Raw genomic sequence first — 21,924 nt, forward strand, 5'->3', positions numbered from 1 at the left:
TGTGCGACCCGGTAGTCCCCGATGCGCAGACGCTTCACCTTCGGCTTCAACGACCTTCTCGAAGACGCGGACGGCTATCTGATCTCAGAACGGGTGCGCGGCGGCCAGGACATCGTCACGGCGGTCCGGAACCACTACCGCGGCAGCGGCGGCCTCACCCGGATCGGCGACTTCCTCACCAAACGGTTCAGCGGGCTTGCCAGCACCGCCACCGACATGGCCCGGAACATGCTGACGATGAGCGACGACCCCACCATCGCGCTGGGGCGGGCGAAGCTGATCTACGGCATCGCGGGGTACGACACGCTGCTGCCCGAGATGCTCCCCGCCGACAAGCTCACTGAATTCTGCCGGGGATTCGCCGACTCGCTGCTGGCCAGAGCCGGACAAGAGGGCCTGAAGAAGGCCACCTACCTCGCCAACCAGAAGAAGAACCTGAGAGATTCGCAATGATTTTCGCCGGGGCTGCCCTGCTGCTGCTCGTCTTCGTCCTCGTGAAGTCCGTGCGCCTGCTGAGGGCACGGGCCTTCCCATGGCGTGATCCACGGGCGTGGTCGGCGGCCGCCGCGGTATGCCTCGGCATCACGTTATTCGTGTACATGTTCGGAGCGCTGTCCGGTTTCACGCAGACGAGCGAGATCTGCGCCGTGAAGTCCGGGCACGGGTCCGGAAATCGGCCCGACTCGGTCACGGAGACCGCGTTCCCGCTGAGTCATGAGTGCCGGTGGAACGACGGCACCACGAGCGATCTCGTTCCGGTTTGGGTGAACCCGGTGGTCTTCGTCTTCGCCGCAGGTTTCGTTCTGTGTTCCGCCAAGGCCGTGCACGCGGCCGTCACGTCGAGAACCGTTACGTCGAGAACAGGAGCCAGTGCATGAGCGATGTCCTACCCACTGCCTCGCGGTTCGGCCGCCGAGACTTCCTGACCGCCGGGCTCGGCATAGCGGGCGGCGTCACCCTGTGGGCGGGCGGGTTGACCGGCCCGGCCACAGCGGCCGGAGCCGAGAGAGCGTTATGGCGCGAAGAGAGATCAGCGAACGGCTGGCCGGTGACCAGCGAGGTTCACGAGCACCAGGTGGAGGGCACTGAGCAGGTGACCGTCCCCCTCCTGGCGGGCGATGTGGCCACGGCGCTGCTGTTCGTGGCCCGTCGCTTCAACTACGAGATCGCCACCCTGGACGCGGGCGAGGTCACCGGCCATTCCATGGACCGCGCCGTTTCGGCGCGGTACGAGAGCAACTACCTCTCGGGCACAGCGATCGCGATCCGTCCCGTGTTGTACCCCGTCGGCTCCAAGGACGGGCTCTTCCCGCACGAGACGGTCGTCATCCGAGACATCCTCGCCGACTGCGAGGGAGTGGTGCGGTGGGGCGGGGACGAGAAGATCCCGAAGGAGAGCCACTTCCAGATCGATGTGGGCCCCGGCGACGAGCGGCTCGCCACCGTCGCCCGGAAGTTCGAACAGTGGGACCGCACCCCGGGCGCCGGCCCCGGAACGATCAACGCGTTCGTCTCTGAGCGGCAGCGCGCCGCGAAAGCCCTGGAACGGCGCCAGCGCGTGGCCTGAACCCCGCCCCGGGGCCGGACCACCAGCCGGGTCCCGGGCAGACCTAGGTGTTCTGCCCGGGGAGGTTGGTGACGCGGCCGACGGGGTGCGGCCGTAGACCCGGTGTGGGATCGGACGCCCCGCTCGCGAAGATCGTCTGGGTAATGCCGAGGACTCGAACCTGTGGCTACGGCAGGAGCAGCTCGCCCCGCAAGACGGGCGTGTACGTATGGTGCGTGTCCCCCCTCGGACACATACTGATAGCCCACAGGCTTTCTGATAGTGCTGGTCGAGTTTCCTCTCGGCCAGCACTTTGTGCTCTCCGCCCTCGCGTGGCACCTGCCCTCCACCCTACGCCGTGATCGGCTGGTCACCCCGGACACACCGCTGACCCGGCACCGGCAGCTGGTGCGCCGGAAGTGGCGCCGGACGGCGCTCGTACCGGTCCGGCGCGAATTCCTGAATCAAAATGGCGTCCACATACTGTTCGTTAGATGAGGTAACCACTAGCGTCCACCCGGACAACGAGGCGCCCGTGTTCATGTCGGTGTACCGGGCGCTCGTGCTGCGAGGACGGCACAGCGGGTGCCGCCGCTGTGCGGCCGGAGCCGCGCCCACCTTTCGGACTACGCGTACGTGAGGAAGGCACTTCGTCATGAAGAACTTGGGCCGTCGCACGTTCAGTCGACTCGCCGTCACCCCGCTGCTCGCCATGCCCGCCGCGACCCATCCGGGAGCGGCCGCGGCATCGTCCCCCGGCACCGCCCGGAACGGCGCCGATCAGCGGACCGAGACGATCCGCGCCATGAGCAGAGCCGCCGCGTACATGGACGGCACCGTCTCCTACCGGGGCGGCTACGTCTGGAACTATCTGCCCGACCTCTCGGTGACATGGGGCGAGATGGAGGCCAAGCGCACCATGTGCTGGGTCCAGCCGCCCGGTACCCCGTCCGTCGGGCACAGCATGCTCGACGCCTACCACGCCACCGGCCACGAGGTGTTCTACCGGGCCGCCGAGCGCACCGGACTCGCCCTCGTGGACGCCCAACTGCCGGTCGGCGGCTGGAACTACATCCATGACTTCGCCGGCGGGAAGTCCCTCGAGGACTGGTACGAGACGATCGGCGCCAACGGCTGGCGGCTGGAGGAGTTCCAGCACTACTACGGGAACGCCACCTTCGACGACGCGGGCACTTCAGCCGCCGCCCAATTGATCCTGCGGCTGTACGTGGAGCGCGGCGATCGGCGGTTCGAAAAGGCCCTGGACCGCGCGATCGGTTTCGTGCTGGCCGCCCAGTTCGGCACCGGTGTCGCCGACGGCCGCTGGCCGCAGCGCTTCCCCGCGTACCACGGCTCGGTCAGCAGGATGCCGTGGCCCGAACGGCGGCCCTCGTGGCTCCCCGACGACGTGACGCACGGCATGGAGGACGGCGACTACACCCCGCGACATCCAGCTGTCCGACCTGCTGCGCGACGCGCCTCTCCCGCTGCCGGTGGTGTCGGACGCCGAGGCGGCCGCTCTGGTGGCCGGACTCGGCGATCGGGACCACTGGCTGACCCGGCTGGACGCGGTGACCAACCCTTACGAGGGGCCCGGCGCCCGGAAGCCGTACGACGGAAAGGCGTACATGAGCAAGAACGTCGGCGATCTCCGGGACACCTCGCCGTACAACCCCCAGGATCCGCCGGCCGAGCCGCCGTACCAGCCGCGGGAGGCCCCACTGGGCATCAGCTCCGCGGCCTACGTGGCCAACATGGCCAAACTGATCGGCTACGTGGTTCAGCCCGCGGGCTGAGCCCGGATCGCGCACGCCGTCGGCCGAGCGAGGGGGGCGGCATCGCCGTGGGGCTGCTCGGCCCGCTCAGGCGGTGTGGACGCGCGGGCGGCGGGTGCGGTCGGGTTCGGCGCCGCGCAGGACCTCGCGGGTGACCGGGGCCACCTCTCCCTGGCCGAAGAGGAAGAAGCGCAGGAAGTTGGCGAAGGGGTTGCCCTCGGTCCACTCGAAGTAGATGTGCGGGGTGCGGCCCGTCGTCTCGCGGACGTGGAGGAGCAGCGCGGCCAGGGCGTTGGGGATGGAGGAGGACTCCAGGGTGAGCACGCGGTAGCGGCCGTGGAGGACCTCGCCGCGTACGGTCAGGCTCGCCTCGAACTCGGAGGGGTCGGTGACCGTCACCTCCACGAAGACGAAGTCCTCCTGCTCCGGCAGATCGTTGTCGGCGCGGATCTGATCGACCTTGTCGCGGTACTCGGCCCGGTCGCGCCGGTCGGGCTCATTGGCGATGAACCGGATCTTGCGGCTGGCGATATCCCTGACGAAGCGTTCCGCCATGGGGTCCAGCGTCACGCTGGTCACACGCAGTTCGAAGGCGCGGGCCAGCCGGGACAGCAGGGAGACCAGGATGATGCCCGCGATGAAGCAGGCGCCGATCTTCACACCGTCGGGACGCTCGATGACGTTGACGACCGTCGTATAGAGGAACACCGCGGCTATCACCGCGAACGCGATCGTCCACTTACGCTGCCCGGCCTTGCGCGCCGCGATGGTCACCGCGATCGCCGCGGAGCTGATCAGCACCAGCACCCCGGTGGCGTAGGCCCCGCCCTGGGCGTCGACATCGGCGTCGAAGATCCAGGTGACCAGGAAGCCGATGAGGGTGAACACGATGACCATGGGGCGTACGGCGCGGGCCCAGTGCGGGGCCATGCCGTAGCGCGGCAGATAGCGCGGCATCAGGTTCAGCAGGCCCGCCATCGCGGACGCGCCGGCGAACCACAGGATGGCGATCGTCGAGACGTCGTAGATCGTGCCGAAGGCACCGCCGAGGAACTCGTGGGCGAGGTACGCCAGGGCCCGGCCGTTGGCCTTGCCGCCCGCCTCGAACTCCTTCTCCGGGATCAGGAGCGTGGTGATGAAGCTGGTCGTGATCAGGAAGACGCTCATGATGGCGGCGGCGGCCGTCAGCAGTTTCTTGGTGTTCCGGATCCGCCCGGCGGGCTTCTCCTCGCTGTCGCTGTCGTCCCCCTTGACGTGCGGCATCACCGCGACGCCGGTTTCGAAGCCGGAGAGGCCGAGGGCGAGTTTGGGGAAGACGACCAGGGCCACGCCGACCATGGCGAGGGCGTTCCCGTGCTCGGCGGTCAGGGCGGCGGACCAGTCGGTGACCACATGGCCCGCGGTGGCCACATGCCACAGGCCGACGACGACCACCACGGCGTTCAGCGCGAGGTAGACGCCGACCAGCGCGACCGCCACCCCGATCGCCTCCAGGAAGCCCTTGAGGAACACCGCGCCGAGCAGGGCGACCAGAAGCAGGGTGATCAGCATCTGATGGCCATGGAGGGTGCTGGTCAGATGGGGGTTCTCCACCAGGTGGGTGGAGGCGTCGGCGGCCGAGAGGGTGATGGTGACCAGGAAGTCGGTGGCCGCGAAGCCGAGCAGGGTCAGTACGAACAGCTTGCCCTTCCAGAAGGACAGCAGCCGCTCCAGCATCGCGATCGAGCCCTCGCCCCGGGGGCTCTCCTCGGCCACCCGCCGGTACACCGGCAGGGCGCCCGCCAGGGTGACCACCACCAGGACGATGGTCGCGATGGGTGACAGCAGTCCGGCCGCGAGGGCGGCGATGCCCGGCTGGTAGCCGAGGGTGGAGAAGTAGTCGACGCCGGTCAGGCACATCACGCGCCACCATGGCTGGCCCTTGTGCGCGGGCTTCGGCTCGGCGTGCGGACCGGTGTGGCCGCCCGTCCTACCCATATCGGACAGACCCTCCAGCATCCACGCACGCAGACGACGCGGTGGGCCCTCGGTGGTGACCATCGATGTGCTCCTGCCGTGGCTCGGCGTGCGGTTCCGGCCATCACACGGACGGCCGCACCAGCGTAGCGGAGAGTGATGTTCTGGCCCTCGAAAAGACGCCTCGCGGGCGTCAAGACTCCGTTAAGAGCGCCGGGGCGGGTGCCGGCGGTGCGCCAAGAGGAGCAGGTCCGCCGCCTACGGCCGTGAATTACGTCACGGCGTGGGCGGGCGTGGCCGAGGGCGCCGGGGCGGACACTCAGCGTTATCTCGTACGGCACCCCTGGCCATCTCGTACGGCACCCTCTGGACAACTCGCACGAAGGCGACGGAAAGGCGAGCGGGAGCGTGGCCGGAAGGTGGCCGGGAAGGTGACCGCACCCGGCCCGCCCGACCGCGCCCGGCCGCGTCAAGACCGTGTCCCGGGCGACGGCCGCGACCCCAAGCGCCGGCAAGACGTCGAGGCCCTCCGTGGAGTCCGTAAGAGGCGCGTCAAAGGGGCGCGCATCGCCGTATGGGACTCGTCAACAACGCTCGAATCCGGTCAAAGGTCGGGGTTTTCTTCTACCCGTTATCCCTCCGATCCGCGGTTCGCGGATCTCCCCGACCTCTTTCCAGGAGCTCGCGATGGCCGATGTGGCCTTCGTCGTCACCACGATCGCGGTTTTCGCGCTGGTGGCCTTTGTCGCCAAAGGGGTGACAAAGCTGTGACCGTCGAAAACGTCGTCGGCCTCATCGTGGCCGTCGCCCTGCTGGGCTATCTCGTCCTCGCCCTGATCTTCCCGGAGAGGTTCTGAGATCGGATATGGGTCCCGTACTCGCCGGCGTGCTCCAGCTGCTCGCCCTCATAGGGGCGCTGGCACTCGCCTACGTCCCCCTCGGCAACTACATGGCCAAGGTCTACTCCTCCGACAAGCACTGGCGCGTGGAGAAGTGGATCTACAAGGGCATCGGTGCCAACCCCGACACCGAGATGCGCTGGGTCTCGTATCTGCGTGGGGTGCTGGCCTTCTCGGTGGCCGGTGTGCTCTTCCTGTACCTGCTCCAGCGGTTGCAGGGCAGCCTGCCCGGTTCACTCGGGTTCTCCTCGATCGAGCCAGCGCAGGCGTTCGACACGGCCGCGTCCTTCGTGACGAACACCAACTGGCAGTCGTACTACGGCGAGCAGGCCATGGGCCACGTCGTGCAGACCGCCGGTCTGGCCGTGCAGAACTTCGTGTCGGCCGCGGTCGGCATCGCCGTCGCGGTGGCGCTGGTGCGCGGCTTCGCGCGCTCACGCACCGGTGAACTCGGCAACTTCTGGGCCGATCTGGTGCGTGGCACGGTCCGCGTCCTGGTGCCGATCGCGGCGGTCGCCGCCGTGGTCCTGGTGGCGTGCGGCGCCCTCCAGAACTTCTCCGGCATCCACGAGGTGGGCCAGTTCATGGGCGGCTCGCAGCAGTGGAACGGCGGCGCCGTGGCCTCGCAGGAGGCCATCAAGGAGCTGGGCACCAACGGCGGCGGCTACTTCAACGCCAACAGCTCCCACCCGTTCGAGAACCCAACGCCGTTCACCAACCTCTTCGAGATCTTCCTGATCCTGGTCATTCCGCTGGCGATGACCCGCGCCTTCGGTGTCATGGTCGGCTCGGTCAAACAGGGTTACGCGATCCTGGCGACCATGGTCACCATCTGGGTCGGCTTCGTGGCCCTGATGATGTGGACCGAGTTCGCCCACCACGGCCCGGCCCTTCAGGCCGCGGGCGGCGCGCTGGAGGGCAAGGAGACCCGCTTCGGGGTCGGCGGCTCGGCGCTCTTCGCGGTGTCGACCACGCTCACCTCGACCGGAGCGGTGGACTCCTTCCACTCCTCCTTCACCGGTCTGGGCGGCGGTATCACCATGCTCGGCATGATGCTGGGCGAGATCGCGCCCGGTGGTGTGGGCTCCGGCCTCTACGGCATGCTGATCATGGCGATCATCGCGGTGTTCATCGCCGGGCTGATGGTCGGCCGCACACCCGAGTATCTGGGCAAGAAGATCGGTTCCCGTGAGATCAAGCTGGCGGCCTGCTACATCCTGGTCACCCCGGCACTGGTCCTGATCTTCACCGCCGCTTCGGTGGCCCTGCCGACGCCGCCGAACTCGATGCTCAACTCCGGTGCGCACGGCTTCTCCGAGGTGCTGTACGCCTTCACCTCGGCCTCGAACAACAACGGCTCGGCCTTCGCGGGCCTGAACGCGAACACCGACTGGTTCAACACCACGACCGGCCTCGCGATGCTGCTCGGCCGCTTCGTGCCCATGGTCTTCGTCCTGGCGCTCGCGGGCTCGCTCGCCGAGCAGAAGCCGGTCCCGGCCACCGCGGGCACTCTGCGCACCGAAAAGCCGCTGTTCACCGGGCTGTTGGTGGGCGCGATCCTGATCATCACCGGTCTGACGTACTTCCCGGCGCTGGCGCTGGGGCCGCTGGCCGAGGGGCTGGCGTGATGACCACCCGCATAGAAAACCACGAGGACTCCATGTCCACTGCCACTGGGACCAAGGCGCCGCACAACGGCGTTCCCACCGGACACGCCTCGGCCGAGGACCGTGTCGGCGCGGGCCTCTTCCATCCGGGGCAACTGCTCAGGTCGCTGCCGGACGCCTTCCGCAAGCTGGACCCGCGGGTGATGGTCAAGTCGCCCGTGATGTTCGTCGTGCTGGTCGGGTCCGTGCTGACCACCGCCTTTTCCTTCAAGGACCCGGGCGACTGGTTCGGCTGGGCGATCAGCGCCTGGCTGTGGCTGACCGTGATCTTCGCCAATCTGGCGGAGGCGGTCGCCGAGGGCCGGGGCAAGGCGCAGGCCGACACCCTGCGCAAGGCCAAGACCGACACGGTCGCGCGGCGGCTGCGGGGGGACGGCTCGGAGGAACGGATCCCCGGCACCGAACTGCGCGTCGGCGACCTGGTGGTCTGCGAGGCCGGCGATGTCATCCCCGGTGACGGCGATGTGGTCGAGGGCGTCGCCTCGGTCGACGAGTCGGCGATCACCGGTGAGTCGGCGCCGGTCATCCGCGAATCCGGCGGCGACCGTTCGGCCGTGACCGGCGGTACGAAGGTGCTGTCCGACCGCATCGTCATCAGGATCACCACCAAACCGGGCGAGACCTTCATCGACCGGATGATCAGCCTGGTCGAGGGCGCCGCGCGGCAGAAGACGCCCAACGAGATCGCGCTGAACATCCTGCTCGCCTCGCTGACGATCGCGTTCCTGCTCGCATGCGCCACGCTGCCGCCGTTCGCGGACTACTCAGGTACGCGGCTGACCATGGTGGTGCTGGTGGCGCTGCTGGTCTGTCTGATCCCGACGACGATCGGGGCGCTGCTGTCGGCGATCGGCATCGCGGGCATGGACCGGCTGGTGCAGCGCAATGTGCTGGCGATGTCGGGCCGGGCGGTCGAGGCCGCCGGTGATGTCTCCACACTGCTGCTGGACAAGACCGGCACCATCACGCTGGGCAACCGGCAGGCGGCGGAGTTCGTGCCGGTGCGCGGCACCACGGAGGCCGAGGTGGCCGACGCCGCCCAGCTGTCCTCGCTGGCCGACGAGACCCCCGAGGGCCGGTCCATCGTGATCCTGGCGAAGGAGAAGTACCGGCTGCGCGAGCGCCACCAGGGCGAACTGGTGGGCGCCGAGTGGATCGAGTTCACCGCGCAGACCCGGATGTCGGGTGTGGACGCGGGCGAGCGGAAGATCCGCAAGGGCGCGGCCGGTTCGGTCATCGCCTGGGTCCGGGAGCGGGGCGGCACGGTCGCCGAGGACGCGGACCGGATCGCCCACCGGATCTCCGAGGCCGGTGGCACCCCGCTGCTGGTGGCGGTGGAGGACGCCGACGGGGCCCGGGTCCTGGGCGTCATCCACCTCAAGGACGTCGTCAAGGAGGGCATGCGGGAGCGGTTCGACGAGCTGCGCCGCATGGGCATCAAGACCGTCATGATCACGGGTGACAACCCGCTGACGGCCAAGGCGATCGCCGATGAGGCGGGCGTCGACGACTTCCTCGCCGAGGCCACTCCCGAGGAAAAGATGGCCCTGATCAAGCGTGAGCAGGCGGGCGGCAAGCTGGTGGCGATGACCGGCGACGGCACCAACGACGCCCCGGCGCTTGCGCAGGCGGATGTCGGGGTGGCGATGAACACCGGTACGTCGGCCGCCAAGGAGGCCGGCAACATGGTCGACCTCGACTCCAACCCGACCAAGCTGATCGAGATCGTGGAGATCGGCAAGCAGTTGCTCATCACCCGTGGCGCGCTGACCACCTTCTCCATCGCCAACGATGTCGCGAAGTACTTCGCGATCATCCCGGCGCTGTTCGCGGCGGTCTACCCGGGCCTGGACAAGCTGAACATCATGCAGCTGTCCTCACCGGACTCGGCGATCCTGTCCGCGGTCGTCTTCAACGCGCTGATCATCATCGCGCTGGTGCCGCTCGCCCTGAGGGGGGTGCGCTACCGGCCGATGAGCGCGGACAGGATGCTGCGGCGCAACCTCGGGATCTACGGATTCGGCGGCCTGATAGCGCCCTTCATCGCCATCAAGATCATCGACATGCTCATCTCCCTCATCCCCGGGATCGGCTGATCGCCATGAACAACTCCGTCACGAACACCGTCCGGCTGTTCGGGGCCGGTCTGCGCGCCCTTCTGATGCTGACCCTGGTGACGGGCGTCATCTATCCGCTGCTGGTCACCGGCATCGCCCAGGGGCTGTTCCACGACAAGGCGAACGGCTCCGAGATCGAGGCGCACGGCAAGGTCGTCGGCTCCTCGCTGATCGGGCAGCCGTACAACCTGCCACTGAAGAAGGGTCAGGAGACCCCGGATCCCGATCTGAAGTGGTTCCAGGGACGTCCGGCGAACGGCCTGGGCACCAACAGCCTCAACACCCAGTACTCGCTGCTGCTGTCCGGAGCCACCAACCTCGCCGCCGACAGCGAGGACCTCGTCCAGCAGGTCAAGGACGCCAAGGCCGCGGTCGTCAAGAACAACTCGGTGCCCGGCTACACCGTCAAACCGTCCCAGGTCCCCGCCGACGCGGTGACCTCCTCCGCCTCCGGTCTGGACCCGGACATCTCCCCGCGGTACGCGGACATCCAGGTGCACCGGGTCGCGGTGAAGAACGGGCTGCCCGTCGCCCAGGTGAAGAAGCTGGTCGAGGACAGGACCGAGGGCCGTATGGCCGGCTTCATCGGGGAGCCGCGGGTGAACGTCCTCGAGCTCAACATCGCGCTCAAGGATCTCGTCGCCGAGCGCTGATGGCGTGGCGCGCCCCAGGAGCGGGAGCCGGTGGCCGGAGGATGCCTCCGGCCACCGGCTCCCGCCGCCGCGCCGCCGTTTCGGCATGGACGAGCTGCCGGTCCGGCTGCGGGCCGCGGTCCGCCGTACCGAGGAGGCGCCGCCCGGTACGGGGTACCGCTTCGAGGGATGGCCTCGGGCCGGGGCCCGTCTCCCCACGCGCCCCGGGCCGCTAGGCGGGTGAACCGCTGCGCGGCCGCTCGGGCAGCACGGCCCGGCCGGCCGGTGGCGCGCTGGCGGCGGCCGCCTTGGTGGTGGTGAGGTCCTCGATGCGGTCGGCGAACCCCGGTTCGGGCAGGGGGAGGTCGATATCGGGGTCGTCGATGAAGTCGACGGCCCGGGCGACGTAGTGGATGACCGCCGTGGTGGCGGGCGGCACCTCCTGGCCTCTCTTCAGGCCGTGCAGGATGCGCAGGGCCGCGGCCATCTCATGGTCGGTGGCGGCCCAGTCCTCCACGGTGTCGGTGACCGGCGGGATGTCGTTGCCCGCTTGTTCATGCCACCACTCCAGCCACGCGTGCGCCTGGCCGTCCTCGCCGAGCGCCATGTGGTGGAGGTAGAGGCAGTACGCGGCGGCGGGGTCCCCGGCGCCGGCGGCGAACTGCCACCAGAACTGGGCGTGGTCCTCATGGCCGGCCAGCTGGAGGACGCACCCCAGGACACGGGAGCCGGGCGGTTCGAGGATGCGCCGGGTGAGGAAGTCCCGCAGCTGGGTCAGGGCGTCGGGGCGGGCCATGATCGCCTCGCACAGGGTGTGCAGGTCCTGCGCCATCCGTTCGTCCGCGCCCGGCGCCGCGGCTTCGGCGGCCCCGGCCGTCCCCCGGGGGTGTTGCGGGGGCCGCTCATGGGGTGGGGCGCCGCCGGGGTCGGCGTGGCGGGCGGCGAGCCGGGCCTCGGCGGCCTCGAAGTCGATGGGAGGGGTGGGGTTGAGCAGGGCCCGGGCGAGGATGTGGTCAATGGGTGAGGTCATCGGTCTTCCTTGGCCAGGAGTTGCTGGAGACGGCGGCGGGCGTAGCGGGCGGTGGAGCGGACACCGGCCTCGGTGATGCCGAGGTGGGTGGCGGTCTCGGCGACGCGGTAGCCGCGGCAGTGGAGCAGGATGACCACGTCCTGCTGGCGCTCGGGGAGTTTCTTGATGGCCTGATAGAGGTTCAGGCTCTCCTCGAGCACGGCTATGGGATCGACCGCGTCCTGGAGTATCGCGGTCTCGAAGGTCGCGTTGTCCAGCAGGGCGGGGCCCCGGTTGCGGGCGCGGGCGAGGTCGATGACCCGGTTCTTCATGACCTTCCAGGCGTAGGCGGCCGGGTTCTCCATGGTCAGGACCTTGGGCCAGCAGCGCAGGAGTTGCTCGAAGGCCGCGTCGACGGCTTCCTCGGCGTCCGCGTGGTTGCCGAGGTAGACCATGGCTCGGTCTATGTACGCCTTCCGGTGGAGTTGGTGGAAGGCACGGAAGTCGGCGGGGAGTCCGGTGGTCATCGAGGTGGTCTCGCGCGAGCGCGGGAAGTCGTTGGTCACCGCTCCCCTCCTTCCTGGTTGCTGCGATGCAGTTCCGATACGCCGACGCGGACTCCCATCGCGGCCGCACGGCGCAGGAGGGCGATGGCGTCACTGCCGAATACCCGTGCCACGAGCACGGCGGTGACGACGTTCACCACGGTTTGAAGATTCACCGGACTTGTTGTCCTTCTGTTCGTCGTACGAGGGTGGCCCCCACACGCCCCGCGAGTGCGCCGTGTTGCGCTCTCTGTTCAGATAGCGCGCACGGACGCCGGTTCGTGCATCGGATGAGCCTAAAATCTTACGGAACGCAGCGATCCAATTACGCAAATATGAAAAACAGATAGGTGCTAAGCGCTCCGCTGGAAGTGCCCTGACATGCCGTCGATCGTCCGCGGCGCCGTCGTGGCTGGTCGCGCAGTTCCCCGCGCCCCTTCGGGGCGCCACCGAACCGCAGCCGACTTCCGCCGATCTGCTTAGCCGGTGAGTGTCTGGGTGCCGAGCACGGTGAGCAGGGCGAGGCGTTCGGCGTCCTCGGTGCCGGGCTCGGCGGTGTAGACCACGATCCGCAGATCGCTGCCCGCCACGGTGAGCACATCGCAGTCCAGCGTCAGCGAACCCACCCGCGGATGGTCGATGGTCTTGCGCGATGCCTCGTGGTGGCCGACGGTGCCGGAGTCCCACAGCTTCGCGAACCGCTCGCTGTTCGCGCGCAGCTCCGCCACCAGCCGCCGCAGCCGCTGATCGGCCGGGTAGCGGGCGGCGGCCGTACGGAGATCGGCGACCAGCGCGGCCTGGAACCGGGTCCGGTCCTCATGCGTCTGCCGGGCCCCGCTGATCTGGCGGACGAAGTGCCGCCACGCGCCATTGCGCTCGTTGCCGCGCCATCGGGACGGATCGCCCATCAGCGCCACATACGGCGGATTGGCCATCAGCAGCGTCCAGGACGCGTCGCTCACGGCGACGGGAGTTCCGGTCAGCCGGTCCAGCAGCCGCTGGACGCTCGGGGTGATGTACGCCGGTACGGTCTCCGGGCCCGGTGGCACCAGCCCGGCCAGCCGGAAGAGGTGGGCGCGCTCGTCCCCCGACAGCCGCAGCGCCCTGGCCAGGGCCTCGACCACCTGGGTCGAGGGATGGGAGGCCCGGCCCTGTTCGAGGCGGGTGATGTAGTCGACGGAGATCCCGGCCAGCATGGCCAGCTCCTCGCGGCGCAGCCCGGCCGCGCGCCGCTGCCCGCCGGCCGGCAGCCCGGCGGCCTCCGGGGGGACCCGGTCGCGCCAGCGCCGTACCGCCTGCCCGAACTCCGTGGTCGCCATGGTGACCAGTGTGCACCTCGGCCCGGGGACGAACCTGGTACTCGCGTTCCCAGGAAGACAGGGCACCTGGCTGCCCGCACCCTCCGGGCGGAGCCTGGAGACATGACGACAACACTCATCACCGGAGCCAACAAGGGTCTCGGCTTCGAGACCGCCCGCCGCCTGATCGCCGCGGGACACACCGTCCACCTGGGCAGCCGGGACGCCGACCGCGGTCGCCGGGCCGCCGAACGGCTGGGGGCGCGGCCGGTCGTCCTCGATGTCACCGATGACGCGTCCGTGGCCGCCGCCGTGAAGACCATCGAGGCCGACGGCGGGCTGGATGTACTGATCAACAACGCCGGTATCGAGGAGCGGACGCCGGACGGCGGGGTGGTCGGCGCCGCGGAGGTCACCGCCGACATGATGCGGACCGTGTTCGAGACGAACGTCTTCGGCATGGTGCGGGTCACCCATGCCTTCCTGCCGCTGCTGCGGCGGTCCGCCGCCCCGGTCGTGGTCAACGTCAGCAGCGGTCTGGCCTCGCTGAAGCGGGTCTCCACCCCGGACGACCCCGCCTACGCCTACCCCGGGGTCGCCTATCCGGCGTCGAAGACCACGGTCAACATGGTCACCGTGCAGTACGCGAAGGCGTTCCCGGAGATGCGGATCAACGCCGTCGAGCCCGGCTACACCGCGACGGACCTCAACGCGCACACCGGCCACCAGACCGTGGCGGAGGGCGCCGAGATCATCGTCCGGATGGCGCAGATGGGCCCCGACGGCCCGACGGGAGGCTACGTCGACATCGAGGGCACCCTCCCCTGGTAGGGCGGGGGCACCCTCCCCTGGTGGAGCGGCGGGCTCGTCGGCGCCGCCGTGCTCATCCGGTCCTGCTGTCCCGGGTGCGCCACAGCCACCGGATGTCGCGGGCGAAGGACCAGCTCAGCAGGGTCAGGGCCAGCAGCGCGGCGCCGAAGGCCAGCGGATAGGGCAGCACATCGGCGCCGACGACCAGCAGCAGAACACCCTGGAGCGCCGCCACCGTCTTACGGGCGGTGCTCGGGGGGAGCCGGCCGTTCAGCCACGGCAGCACCCGTGCCGTGGCGACGAAGAGGTAGCGCATGGCGCCGATGAGCAGCACCCAGGGGCCGAGCGAGGTGGCCACATAGATGCTGAGCACCAGGATGAGGACGGCGTCGACCTCCATGTCGAACCGCGCGCCCAGGGAGGACGAGGTGCCGGTGCGGCGGGCCACCTGTCCGTCGACCGCGTCCAGGATCAGCGCGACCGCGGTGAGGGCCACCAGGGCGGTGACCGGCGTCGGGCTCTCGAAGGAGTCGGCGACCAGCGCGGTCACACCGCCGACGAGCGTGGCCCGCGCCAGGGTGACGCGGTTGGCCGCGCCGAAGGAGGCGAGCCAGGACCGCGACAGGGCGCGGGTGAGCACCGCCCAGGTGACGACCGCGAAGGCCAGGCCGGTCAGCCAGCCCGCGGGCCCCAGGTCGATCGCCGTGCCGAGCAGGACGAGCAACAGCAGCTGGGCGGCGGCGCCCACCGCCGTCTCGTTCCGCAACGGCGTCGTGTTGTAGGGATTGTTCAGGGCCACCGTGCACCCTCCGGGCTGTGTGGCGGAGTGAATGGGTGCCGCGTACCGTGTTCGCGGCTTCATGGTCATCGGTACGTGAGCCACCGCCCGATTGTTCATCCCCTCAGGAGAACGTCGTATGACGCGCACCGCCCGTGCCTTCTGGCTTCGCTCCCCCGGCCTCGGTGAGATACGGGAGACGGCCCTGCCCGACCCCGGGCCGAAGGACGTGGTGGTGCGCACGCTGTGCTCCGGGGTGAGCCGCGGTACGGAGACCCTGGTCTTCCGCGGTGGCGTACCGGAGAGTCAGCACACCGCGATGCGCGCGCCGTTCCAGGACGGCGCGTTCCCCGGGCCGGTCAAGTACGGCTATCTCAATGTGGGTCTGGTGGAGGAGGGGCCGTCGTCCCTGCTGGGGCGCGCCGTCTTCTGTCTGTATCCGCATCAGACCCGCTATGTGGTCCCGGCGAGCGCGGTGACCCCGGTGCCGGAGGGCGTGCCCGCCCAGCGCGCGGTGCTGGCGGGCACGGTGGAGACCGCGGTGAACGCCGCGTGGGACGCCGCGCCCCTGCTGGGCGACCGGATCGCCGTGGTGGGGGCCGGGATGGTGGGGGCCTCCGTGGCGGCGGTGCTGTCGCGGTTCCCGGCCGTACGGGTGCAGCTGGTGGACGCCGAGCCGGCGCGCGCCGAGGTCGCGCGGGCGCTCGGGGTGGACTTCGCGCTCCCGGAGGAGGCGGCGGGCGACCTCGATCTGGTCGTGCACGCAAGCGCCACCGAGCGGGGGCTCGCCCGCTCGCTGGAGCTCCTCGCCCCGGAGGGCACCGTGCTGGAGCTGAGCTGGTACGGGGACCGGCGGGTCGGCCTGCCGCTGGGGGAGGCGTTCCACTCCCGGCGGCTGACGGTGCGCAGCAGCCAGGTGGGGACGGTGTCACCCGCCCGGGGCAACCGCCGTGGTTACGGCGACCGGATGGCGCTGGCGCTCGAACTGCTCGCCGACCCCGCCTTCGACGCCCTCGTCACCGGCGAATGCGGCTTCGAGGAGCTTCCCGAGGTGCTGCCGAGGCTCGCTTCCGGCGAGATTCCGGGGCTGTGCCACCGGGTACGCTACGGCGCCGAATCTGCCGTGTCATCGGTCTGAACACGGGGAACGCGAGGCCCGTACTAGAGGGCGTGCCCCGGCCGAGGGCCCGACGCGCCGTATCTGGAGGGTCATCCGTTGTTCAGCATCACCGTCCGCGATCACATCATGATCGCTCACAGTTTTCGCGGCGAGGTCTTCGGACCCGCGCAGCGGTTGCACGGGGCGACGTTCCTCGTGGACGCCACCTTCCGCCGTGCCGAGTTGGACGGCGACAACATCGTCGTCGACATCGGGCTCGCCACCCGTGAGCTGGGCGAGGTGTGCGGTGCGCTCAGCTATCGCAACCTCGATGACGAACCCGATTTCAAGGGGATCAACACCTCCACCGAGTTCCTCGCCAAGGTGATCGCCGACCGCCTCGCCGAACGGGTGCGCTCCGGTGCGCTGGGCGAGGGCGCCCGCGGGCTGTCCGGGATCGCGGTCACCCTGCACGAGTCGCATGTGGCCTGGGCGAGTTACGAGCGTGACCTATGAGGCCGGCCGCACCGCGTACGGTGCATATCGTGATGCCCGGCACCGTGGCCGATCCGGTCGCGCCGAGCGGCGGCAACGTCTACGACCTGCGGGTCTGCCGGGATCTGCCCGGCATCGGCTGGGAGGTGCAGGAGCACGCGGTGGGGGGCGACTGGCCCCAGCCGGGCCCCGCCGCCCGCGCCGAGCTGGCCCGGATCCTGGGCGGGCTGCCGGACGGCACGGCCGTCCTGCTCGACGGGCTGGTGGCCTGCGCGCTCCCCTATATCGTCGTCCCGCAGGCCCAGCGGCTGCGGCTGGCGGTGCTGGTGCATCTGCCGCTGGGCGACGAGACGGGCCTGGCCCCCGGCCGGGCCGCGGATCTCACGGCGCTGGAGGGCCGGACGCTGCGCTCGGCGCGGACGGTGGTGGCCACCAGCGCATGGGCGGCCGGGCGGCTGGTGGAGCTGCACGGGCTGGTCCCGGACCGGGTCCATGTGGCGGCGCCCGGCGCCGATATCGCCCCGCTCGCCGCCTCGGGCGACGATGGCTCACGGCTGCTGTGCGTGGCCTCGGTGACCCCGCGCAAGGGCCAGCTGCGGCTGGTGGAGGCGCTCGCGCGGATCGATGATCTGCCCTGGAGCTGCGACTGTGTGGGGGCCCTGGACCAGGACCCGGAATACACCGACCGGCTCCGGGAGCTGATCGAGAAGTTGGGCGTGGCCGACCGGGTGCATCTGCTCGGCCCGAGGACCGGCGCCCAGCTGGACGCCGGTTACGGCTCCGCCGACGCGATGGTGCTCGCCTCGTACGCCGAGACCTACGGCATGGCGGTGACCGAGGCGCTCGCCCGGGGGATCCCGGTGCTGGCCACGGCCGTCGGCGGGGTTCCGGAGGCGGTCGGGCAGGCGCCCGACGGCAGGGTGCCGGGCATGCTCATCGACCCCGACGACCCCGAGGCGCTCACCGCCGCGCTGCGCCGCTGGCTGGGCGACCCCGGGTTGCGCCGCCGGCTGACCGCCGCCGCGCACGAGCGGCGCACCGCACTGGCCGGGTGGGCGAACACCACCCGCAATCTGGCCGGTGCGCTGGAACAGCTCCTGGACGAACCGCGGAGGGCCGCGTGAAGACGACCGACGTACCGCGTTACACCCCCGACTGGCTGGAGCTGCGGGAGGGCGCCGACGCGGCGGCCCGCTCCGCCGAACTCCTCGAGGCGCTCGGCCCCCGGCTGTCCGACCCGCCGCTGGTCATCCACGACCTGGGCTGCGGCACCGGCTCCATGGGGCGCTGGCTGGCGCCCCGGCTGGGCGGCCCGCAGCTGTGGATCCTGCACGACCGCGACCCCGATCTGCTGGACCGGGCGGCGGTGCGGATGCCCCGGGCGACCACCGACGGCAGCCGTGTCACCGTCGCGACGGCACGTGGCGACCTCGCCCGGCTGACCGCGAGCACGCTGGACGGCGCCTCGCTGGTGACGGCGTCCGCGCTGTTGGACGTGCTCACCCGGGAGGAGGTGGAGCGGATCGCCGCGGCCTGCGCCGAGGCCCAGTGCCCGGCGCTGCTGACGCTGTCCGTGGTGGGGCGGGTCGAGCTCGCCCCGGCCGATCCGCTGGACGCGGAGATCGCCGAGGCGTTCGACGCCCATCAGCGGCGCGGCGGTCTGGTGGGCCCCGACGCGACGGCGGTGGCCTCCGAGGCGTTCACCCGGCACGGCGCGACGGTACGGACCCAGGCCAGCCCCTGGGTGCTGGGCCCCGATCACTCCGCGCTGACGGCCGAGTGGCTGCGCGGCTGGGTGGGCGCGGCCGTGGAGCAGCGGCCGGACCTCGCCGGGCACGCCGAGGCGTATCTGCGCCGCCGGCTGGCGATGGCCACGGCGGGCGCGCTGCGGGTGGTGGTGCACCACCGGGATCTGCTGGCGCTGCCCGCGTCCGGCACGATGGGGGCGGCCGCGTGACCGCCGCGCTGCGGGCCCGGCTCGGGGCGGCCGCGGGCGTCGCCATCCTCGGGGTGCTGCTGTGGCGGCTGGGCACCGGCGCCTTCCTGGACGGCCTGCGCACCATCGACGGCCCCGCCCTGCTGGCGGCGCTCGGCCTCGGCCTGCTCACAACGGTCTTCAGCGCCTGGCGCTGGTGTCTGGTGGCGCGGGCCCTGCGGATCCGGCTGCCGCTGGGCCCGGCCGTGGCCGACTACTACCGCGCGCTGTTCCTCAACGCCGCGCTGCCCGGCGGGGTCCTCGGCGATGTGCACCGCGCGGTACGGCACGGGCGGGACGCGGGGGATGTCGGCCGGGGCGTGCGCGCGGTGGTGCTCGAACGGGTCGCGGGCCAGGTGGTGCTGATCGGCGTGGGGGTGGCGATCCTGCTGGCCCACCCCTCCCTGGCGCTGGACCGGGCGGGCCGGCTGATCGGCGGGCTGGGCGGCCGGATGGCGTCGGTGCCGGTCCTGACCGCCGTGGGCGTACTACTGCTCGTCATAGTGTTCTTGGCCGTCCGGCGCCGCGCACACCGTGCGGCGCCGGTGGCCGCGCGGCGGCGGGGCGCGGTCCGCGGCGCGCTGGCCGAGGCGCGCCGCGGACTGCTGGCCCGGGGCAGCTGGCCGGGGGTGGTGGTCGCCTCGGTCGTGGTGCTGGCCGGGCATCTGACCACGTTCGTCCTCGCCGCGCGGGCCGCGGGGTCAAAGGCTCCGCTGACCGAGCTGGTGCCCCTGCTGGTGCTCGCCCTGATCGCCATGGCGCTGCCGCTGAACGTCGGCGGCTGGGGCCCCCGCGAGGGGGTGACCGCCTGGGCCTTCGGTGCCGCGGGCCTGGGCACGGGCCAGGGGCTGACCGTGGCCGTGGTCTACGGTGTGCTCACCTTCGCCGCGAGCCTCCCCGGTCTCGCGGTGCTGGCCGTCCAGTGGTGCGGCCGGCTGCGGGGCCGACAGGTCGAGTTCGAAGAGGGTGTCCTCGCCGAGGGCGGAGCGGCGCACGGGGGGTCGGAGCGCGTCCCGCATGACCGGCGTCCCGTCGAAGCGCAGTCCGGGGATGCCGTCGCCGAGCAGCACCGGGGCCACGGTGACGTAGAGCCGGTGCAGCGCCCCGGCGTGCAGAAAGCGCGACACGGTGACCCCGCCGCCCTCGACGAGTATCCGGCCGAGCCCGCGCCGCGCGAGCGTCCGCACCAGGTGGCGGGGGGCAAAGGCGTCCGGGTCCGTGAGCGTCAGCACCTCCACCCCGTCCGGCGGCGCCGGCCGGCGCTCGCCGGTGGTGCCCACCACCCACAGGGTCGGAGCTGAGCCATCGGTGAACACCCGTCGGCCGAGCGGCACCCGTCCGCGCGGATCGAGGACGACCCGCACCGGGTGGCTGCCCGCGCAGGCGCGGACGGTCAGCTGGGGGTCGTCCGCGACGGCGGTCCCGGCCCCGATGAGCACCGCGTCGGCGAGGGCGCGCAGCCGGTGGAGATGGCGGCGGTCCTCCTCGCCGGTGACGTAGTCGGCGTCGCCGGTGCGGGTGGCGATGAACCCGTCCAGGCTCTGGCCGAGCTGAGCGATGGTCAGCCGCGGCCCGGCGAGGCACAGCGGGAGGTAACGGTCGGCCAGGAGCCGGGCCTCCGGCGAGGCGGCCTCGCTCCAACGCCGTCGGCCGTCCGGGCCCCGGACCAGACCGGCGGCCGCGGCGGCCGCCTCGGTCCGGACCGGGCGCAGCCGCTCCCACGCCTCTTCCGTCTCCAGAAAAGTCATCACGCCTCCTTCTCGGCACCGACCAGGGAAAGATACTCGGCGAAGGATTCGACGAGCCCGGCCAGGAGTTCCTTTCCCTTGTCCGCGGACGCCTCGGAAGGGCGGCCGATGACCCCGGACTCGGTATAGGCGGGCATACCGAGGGTGAGCAGATGTTTCCGATCGTCGGATATCCAGTCGGAGGTTTCATGACCGGGCCGTACGAGTTCTGGATGGGCATGCAGGAGTATGGATGTCTCCAGTTCACCCGCATGCATATCGGTGTTCGACGGGGTGCGCACTCCGGCGCGTGTCCTGGCGGCATCCCAGTCCGCCGATCCAGGGAATAGCGCCATACGGAAGTCGGTACCGGCGGATTCCTGAACGATGTTGCGCAGTACGTAATTTCCGCCGTGTCCGTTCACCAGAATCAGACCGCGTATACCCGAGCGCCGGAGCGAGTCCGCGATATCGCGGACCACGGCGTAGAGGGTCGCCGCGGACAGGGAGACCGTCCCTGGCCAGGCCGCATGCTCATGGGAGCAGGAGATCGTCACCGGGGGCAGGTGGAGCACCGGGTGCACGGCCGCGATCTCGTCCGCGATCGTGCAGGCGATGACCGTGTCGGTGGCCAGCGGGAGAAATGCGCCGTGCTGTTCGAAGCTGCCTATCGGAAGAACCGCGACATCGGCCCCGTCGGCCCGCACTTCCTCCGTCGTCCGAGTCGGCAACACCTTGCCGGACTGCGGGCGCGTTCCCGAACCGCTCATATCTCATGGACCTTTCCTGTGTCGGCCGGACAGCCTGTTGCCGCGGCTTTCTCATTCTCCTGTACAAGTGCGGCGGTTTTCCAGATAAGATCGGGACATGACAGAAAGTGATGGCGTGTTCGATGTCGACACCCGCCCCTCGGGTGTCGAACGAGTGGTGAATGTCCGGCTGTCCACGACACATGGCGACTTTCTCGCGATCGGCTATCGGGACCTCGTTCGCGGTGATGAACAAATAGCCCTGGTATACGGCGATGTCACCGGGGAGGAAGCGCTTACCCGGCTGCATTCCGAGTGCCTCACCGGAGACGCGTTCGGCTCCCGGCACTGCGAGTGCGGCGACCAGCTCTCCGCGGCGCTGAAGGCGATCGCGACCGAAGGCCGGGGCGTTCTGGTGTATCTGAGGGGCCATGAGGGCCGTGGGATCGGGCTGCTCGCCAAACTCCAGGCGATGAAGCTCCAGGCGGAGGGGCTGGACACGGTCGAGGCCAACCTCGCCCTCGGCCTGCCGGCGGACGCCCGCGACTACAAGGTGGCGGCGGACGTTCTGCACGACCTCCAGGTGCGCTCCGTGCGGCTGCTGTCCAACAACCCGCAGAAACGGGAGGCGCTGCTGCGGTACGGCGTCCGGGTCAGCGAGCAGGTGCCGCTGCTGATGACTCCCCACAAGGAGAACCTCCCGTATCTGCTCACCAAGAGGGACCGCATGGACCACTATCTGCCCCATCTGGAAGCCGTGATCCAGCGCACCTGAAGAGGTCCTGGCCCGGGGCCGCGGTCTCGTCCACCGGTGTCGGCCGGGCGTGGGCCGCGGCCCCGCTGTGGG

At 70.5% G+C, this 21,924-nt stretch carries 21 protein-coding genes and 2 pseudogenes; 15 read left to right on the forward strand and 8 right to left on the reverse strand.

What is annotated here, in order from left to right:
- Positions 1 to 21: 21 nt before the first annotated feature.
- The 4 genes from NQU54_RS21535 (at position 22) to NQU54_RS21550 (ending at position 3,476) form a co-directional block, all read left to right on the forward strand.
- Positions 22 to 453, forward strand: coding sequence for a hypothetical protein (locus NQU54_RS21535; protein WP_257632484.1), 432 nt, complete (start codon positions 22 to 24; stop codon positions 451 to 453).
- Positions 450 to 878, forward strand: coding sequence for a hypothetical protein (locus NQU54_RS21540; protein WP_257632485.1), 429 nt, complete (start codon positions 450 to 452; stop codon positions 876 to 878). The genes NQU54_RS21535 and NQU54_RS21540 overlap by 4 nt, the downstream gene beginning before the upstream one ends.
- A complete protein-coding gene (locus NQU54_RS21545) occupies positions 875 to 1,567 on the forward strand; it encodes a hypothetical protein (protein ID WP_257632486.1) in 693 nt (230 codons plus the stop codon). Before NQU54_RS21540 ends, NQU54_RS21545 begins: the two co-directional genes overlap by 4 nt.
- 634 nt (positions 1,568 to 2,201) lie before the next feature.
- Positions 2,202 to 3,476 (forward strand): pectate lyase, encoded by a 1,275-nt coding sequence (locus NQU54_RS21550; RefSeq protein ID WP_257632487.1) that lies wholly within the window; start codon positions 2,202 to 2,204, stop codon positions 3,474 to 3,476.
- Here the strand turns inward: NQU54_RS21550 and NQU54_RS21555 are convergent.
- Positions 3,409 to 5,361, reverse strand: coding sequence for an APC family permease (locus NQU54_RS21555; protein WP_257632488.1), 1,953 nt, complete (start codon positions 5,359 to 5,361; stop codon positions 3,409 to 3,411). The two genes, NQU54_RS21550 and NQU54_RS21555, sit on opposite strands and share 68 nt — an antisense overlap.
- A 683-nt stretch (positions 5,362 to 6,044) precedes the next feature.
- On the opposite strand from NQU54_RS21555, the gene kdpF reads away from it, so the two are divergent.
- From kdpF to NQU54_RS21575, 4 genes are read left to right on the forward strand one after another with little or no spacing between them, the layout of a single operon-like run.
- Complete coding sequence (gene kdpF, locus NQU54_RS21560; RefSeq protein ID WP_010351568.1) at positions 6,045 to 6,134, forward strand: K(+)-transporting ATPase subunit F; 90 nt, start codon at positions 6,045 to 6,047, stop codon at positions 6,132 to 6,134.
- A gap of 8 nt (positions 6,135 to 6,142) precedes the next feature.
- Positions 6,143 to 7,804, forward strand: coding sequence for a potassium-transporting ATPase subunit KdpA (gene kdpA, locus NQU54_RS21565; RefSeq protein ID WP_147968876.1), 1,662 nt, complete (start codon positions 6,143 to 6,145; stop codon positions 7,802 to 7,804).
- A complete protein-coding gene (gene kdpB / locus NQU54_RS21570) occupies positions 7,804 to 9,939 on the forward strand; it encodes a potassium-transporting ATPase subunit KdpB (protein ID WP_257632489.1) in 2,136 nt (711 codons plus the stop codon). Before kdpA ends, kdpB begins: the two co-directional genes overlap by 1 nt.
- Before the next feature lie 5 nt (positions 9,940 to 9,944).
- Complete coding sequence (locus NQU54_RS21575) at positions 9,945 to 10,613, forward strand: potassium-transporting ATPase subunit C (protein ID WP_257632490.1); 669 nt, start codon at positions 9,945 to 9,947, stop codon at positions 10,611 to 10,613.
- A gap of 211 nt (positions 10,614 to 10,824) precedes the next feature.
- Here NQU54_RS21575 and NQU54_RS21580 read toward each other — a convergent pair whose 3' ends face one another.
- The 4 genes from NQU54_RS21580 to NQU54_RS21595 all read right to left on the reverse strand — a co-directional run bounded on the left by NQU54_RS21580 (position 10,825) and on the right by NQU54_RS21595 (position 13,465).
- Positions 10,825 to 11,622, reverse strand: a complete 798-nt coding sequence (locus NQU54_RS21580) for a hypothetical protein (protein WP_257632491.1) — start codon at positions 11,620 to 11,622, stop codon at positions 10,825 to 10,827.
- On the reverse strand, positions 11,619 to 12,167 hold the full coding sequence (locus tag NQU54_RS21585; RefSeq protein WP_257632492.1) for a sigma-70 family RNA polymerase sigma factor: 549 nt from the start codon (positions 12,165 to 12,167) through the stop codon (positions 11,619 to 11,621). The genes NQU54_RS21580 and NQU54_RS21585 overlap by 4 nt, the downstream gene beginning before the upstream one ends.
- Positions 12,164 to 12,322 carry a hypothetical protein gene (locus tag NQU54_RS21590; RefSeq protein WP_167500918.1) on the reverse strand — a complete coding sequence of 53 codons (159 nt, stop codon included), beginning with the start codon at positions 12,320 to 12,322 and terminating at the stop codon, positions 12,164 to 12,166. The genes NQU54_RS21585 and NQU54_RS21590 overlap by 4 nt, the downstream gene beginning before the upstream one ends.
- A 303-nt stretch (positions 12,323 to 12,625) precedes the next feature.
- A complete protein-coding gene (locus NQU54_RS21595; RefSeq protein WP_257632493.1) occupies positions 12,626 to 13,465 on the reverse strand; it encodes a helix-turn-helix transcriptional regulator in 840 nt (279 codons plus the stop codon).
- A 102-nt stretch (positions 13,466 to 13,567) separates the two neighbouring features.
- On the opposite strand from NQU54_RS21595, the gene NQU54_RS21600 reads away from it, so the two are divergent.
- On the forward strand, positions 13,568 to 14,275 hold the full coding sequence (locus tag NQU54_RS21600) for an SDR family NAD(P)-dependent oxidoreductase (RefSeq protein ID WP_257632494.1): 708 nt from the start codon (positions 13,568 to 13,570) through the stop codon (positions 14,273 to 14,275).
- A 52-nt stretch (positions 14,276 to 14,327) separates the two neighbouring features.
- Here the strand turns inward: NQU54_RS21600 and NQU54_RS21605 are convergent, their stop codons facing one another.
- A complete protein-coding gene (locus NQU54_RS21605) occupies positions 14,328 to 15,053 on the reverse strand; it encodes a CDP-alcohol phosphatidyltransferase family protein (RefSeq protein WP_257632495.1) in 726 nt (241 codons plus the stop codon).
- Between the two features lie 118 nt (positions 15,054 to 15,171).
- Here NQU54_RS21605 and NQU54_RS21610 point away from each other — a divergent pair, with 118 nt between their 5' ends.
- The 5 genes and pseudogenes from NQU54_RS21610 to NQU54_RS21630 all read left to right on the forward strand — a co-directional run.
- Positions 15,172 to 16,170, forward strand: coding sequence for a zinc-dependent alcohol dehydrogenase (locus tag NQU54_RS21610; protein ID WP_079257046.1), 999 nt, complete (start codon positions 15,172 to 15,174; stop codon positions 16,168 to 16,170).
- A gap of 78 nt (positions 16,171 to 16,248) precedes the next feature.
- On the forward strand, positions 16,249 to 16,647 hold the full coding sequence (locus NQU54_RS21615) for a 6-pyruvoyl trahydropterin synthase family protein (RefSeq protein ID WP_257632496.1): 399 nt from the start codon (positions 16,249 to 16,251) through the stop codon (positions 16,645 to 16,647).
- Complete coding sequence (locus NQU54_RS21620; RefSeq protein ID WP_257632497.1) at positions 16,644 to 17,750, forward strand: glycosyltransferase family 4 protein; 1,107 nt, start codon at positions 16,644 to 16,646, stop codon at positions 17,748 to 17,750. Before NQU54_RS21615 ends, NQU54_RS21620 begins: the two co-directional genes overlap by 4 nt.
- The gene (locus NQU54_RS21625) at positions 17,678 to 18,583 is read left to right on the forward strand and encodes a class I SAM-dependent methyltransferase (protein ID WP_372505977.1); all 906 of its coding nucleotides are present in this window, start codon (positions 17,678 to 17,680) and stop codon (positions 18,581 to 18,583) included. The genes NQU54_RS21620 and NQU54_RS21625 overlap by 73 nt, the downstream gene beginning before the upstream one ends.
- A 53-nt stretch (positions 18,584 to 18,636) precedes the next feature.
- Positions 18,637 to 19,434, forward strand: a pseudogene (locus NQU54_RS21630) (lysylphosphatidylglycerol synthase transmembrane domain-containing protein); the annotation flags it as partial.
- Positions 19,435 to 19,713: 279 nt separating this feature from the next.
- Here the strand turns inward: NQU54_RS21630 and NQU54_RS21635 are convergent.
- Positions 19,714 to 20,349: pseudogene (locus NQU54_RS21635) on the reverse strand (RibD family protein); the annotation flags it as partial.
- A complete protein-coding gene (locus NQU54_RS21640) occupies positions 20,349 to 21,098 on the reverse strand; it encodes a creatininase family protein (protein WP_257632498.1) in 750 nt (249 codons plus the stop codon). The pseudogene NQU54_RS21635 and the gene NQU54_RS21640, both read right to left, overlap by 1 nt.
- A 97-nt stretch (positions 21,099 to 21,195) precedes the next feature.
- Between NQU54_RS21640 and ribA the strand changes: the two genes are divergently transcribed.
- Positions 21,196 to 21,852, forward strand: a complete 657-nt coding sequence (gene ribA, locus NQU54_RS21645; protein WP_257632499.1) for a GTP cyclohydrolase II — start codon at positions 21,196 to 21,198, stop codon at positions 21,850 to 21,852.
- Positions 21,853 to 21,924 lie beyond the last annotated feature (72 nt).

It is taken from the genome of Streptomyces malaysiensis subsp. samsunensis, from assembly GCF_024519315.1.
Classification (GTDB): domain Bacteria; phylum Actinomycetota; class Actinomycetes; order Streptomycetales; family Streptomycetaceae; genus Streptomyces; species Streptomyces malaysiensis.

Excerpts from the sequence above, each read along its gene's own strand:
- NQU54_RS21555 (WP_257632488.1), bottom strand. The coding sequence starts at position 5,361 with ATGGTCACCACCGAGGGCCCACCGCGTCGTCTGCGTGCGTGGATGCTG.
- NQU54_RS21610 (WP_079257046.1), top strand. The coding sequence starts at position 15,172 with ATGACGCGCACCGCCCGTGCCTTCTGGCTTCGCTCCCCCGGCCTCGGT.
- kdpA (WP_147968876.1), top strand. The coding sequence starts at position 6,143 with ATGGGTCCCGTACTCGCCGGCGTGCTCCAGCTGCTCGCCCTCATAGGG.
- NQU54_RS21535 (WP_257632484.1), top strand. The coding sequence starts at position 22 with ATGCGCAGACGCTTCACCTTCGGCTTCAACGACCTTCTCGAAGACGCG.
- NQU54_RS21545 (WP_257632486.1), top strand. The coding sequence starts at position 875 with ATGAGCGATGTCCTACCCACTGCCTCGCGGTTCGGCCGCCGAGACTTC.
- NQU54_RS21575 (WP_257632490.1), top strand. The coding sequence starts at position 9,945 with ATGAACAACTCCGTCACGAACACCGTCCGGCTGTTCGGGGCCGGTCTG.
- kdpB (WP_257632489.1), top strand. The coding sequence starts at position 7,804 with ATGACCACCCGCATAGAAAACCACGAGGACTCCATGTCCACTGCCACT.
- NQU54_RS21640 (WP_257632498.1), bottom strand. The coding sequence starts at position 21,098 with ATGAGCGGTTCGGGAACGCGCCCGCAGTCCGGCAAGGTGTTGCCGACT.
- ribA (WP_257632499.1), top strand. The coding sequence starts at position 21,196 with ATGACAGAAAGTGATGGCGTGTTCGATGTCGACACCCGCCCCTCGGGT.
- NQU54_RS21600 (WP_257632494.1), top strand. The coding sequence starts at position 13,568 with ATGACGACAACACTCATCACCGGAGCCAACAAGGGTCTCGGCTTCGAG.
- NQU54_RS21550 (WP_257632487.1), top strand. The coding sequence starts at position 2,202 with ATGAAGAACTTGGGCCGTCGCACGTTCAGTCGACTCGCCGTCACCCCG.
- NQU54_RS21620 (WP_257632497.1), top strand. The coding sequence starts at position 16,644 with ATGAGGCCGGCCGCACCGCGTACGGTGCATATCGTGATGCCCGGCACC.
- NQU54_RS21595 (WP_257632493.1), bottom strand. The coding sequence starts at position 13,465 with ATGGCGACCACGGAGTTCGGGCAGGCGGTACGGCGCTGGCGCGACCGG.
- NQU54_RS21580 (WP_257632491.1), bottom strand. The coding sequence starts at position 11,622 with ATGACCTCACCCATTGACCACATCCTCGCCCGGGCCCTGCTCAACCCC.
- NQU54_RS21540 (WP_257632485.1), top strand. The coding sequence starts at position 450 with ATGATTTTCGCCGGGGCTGCCCTGCTGCTGCTCGTCTTCGTCCTCGTG.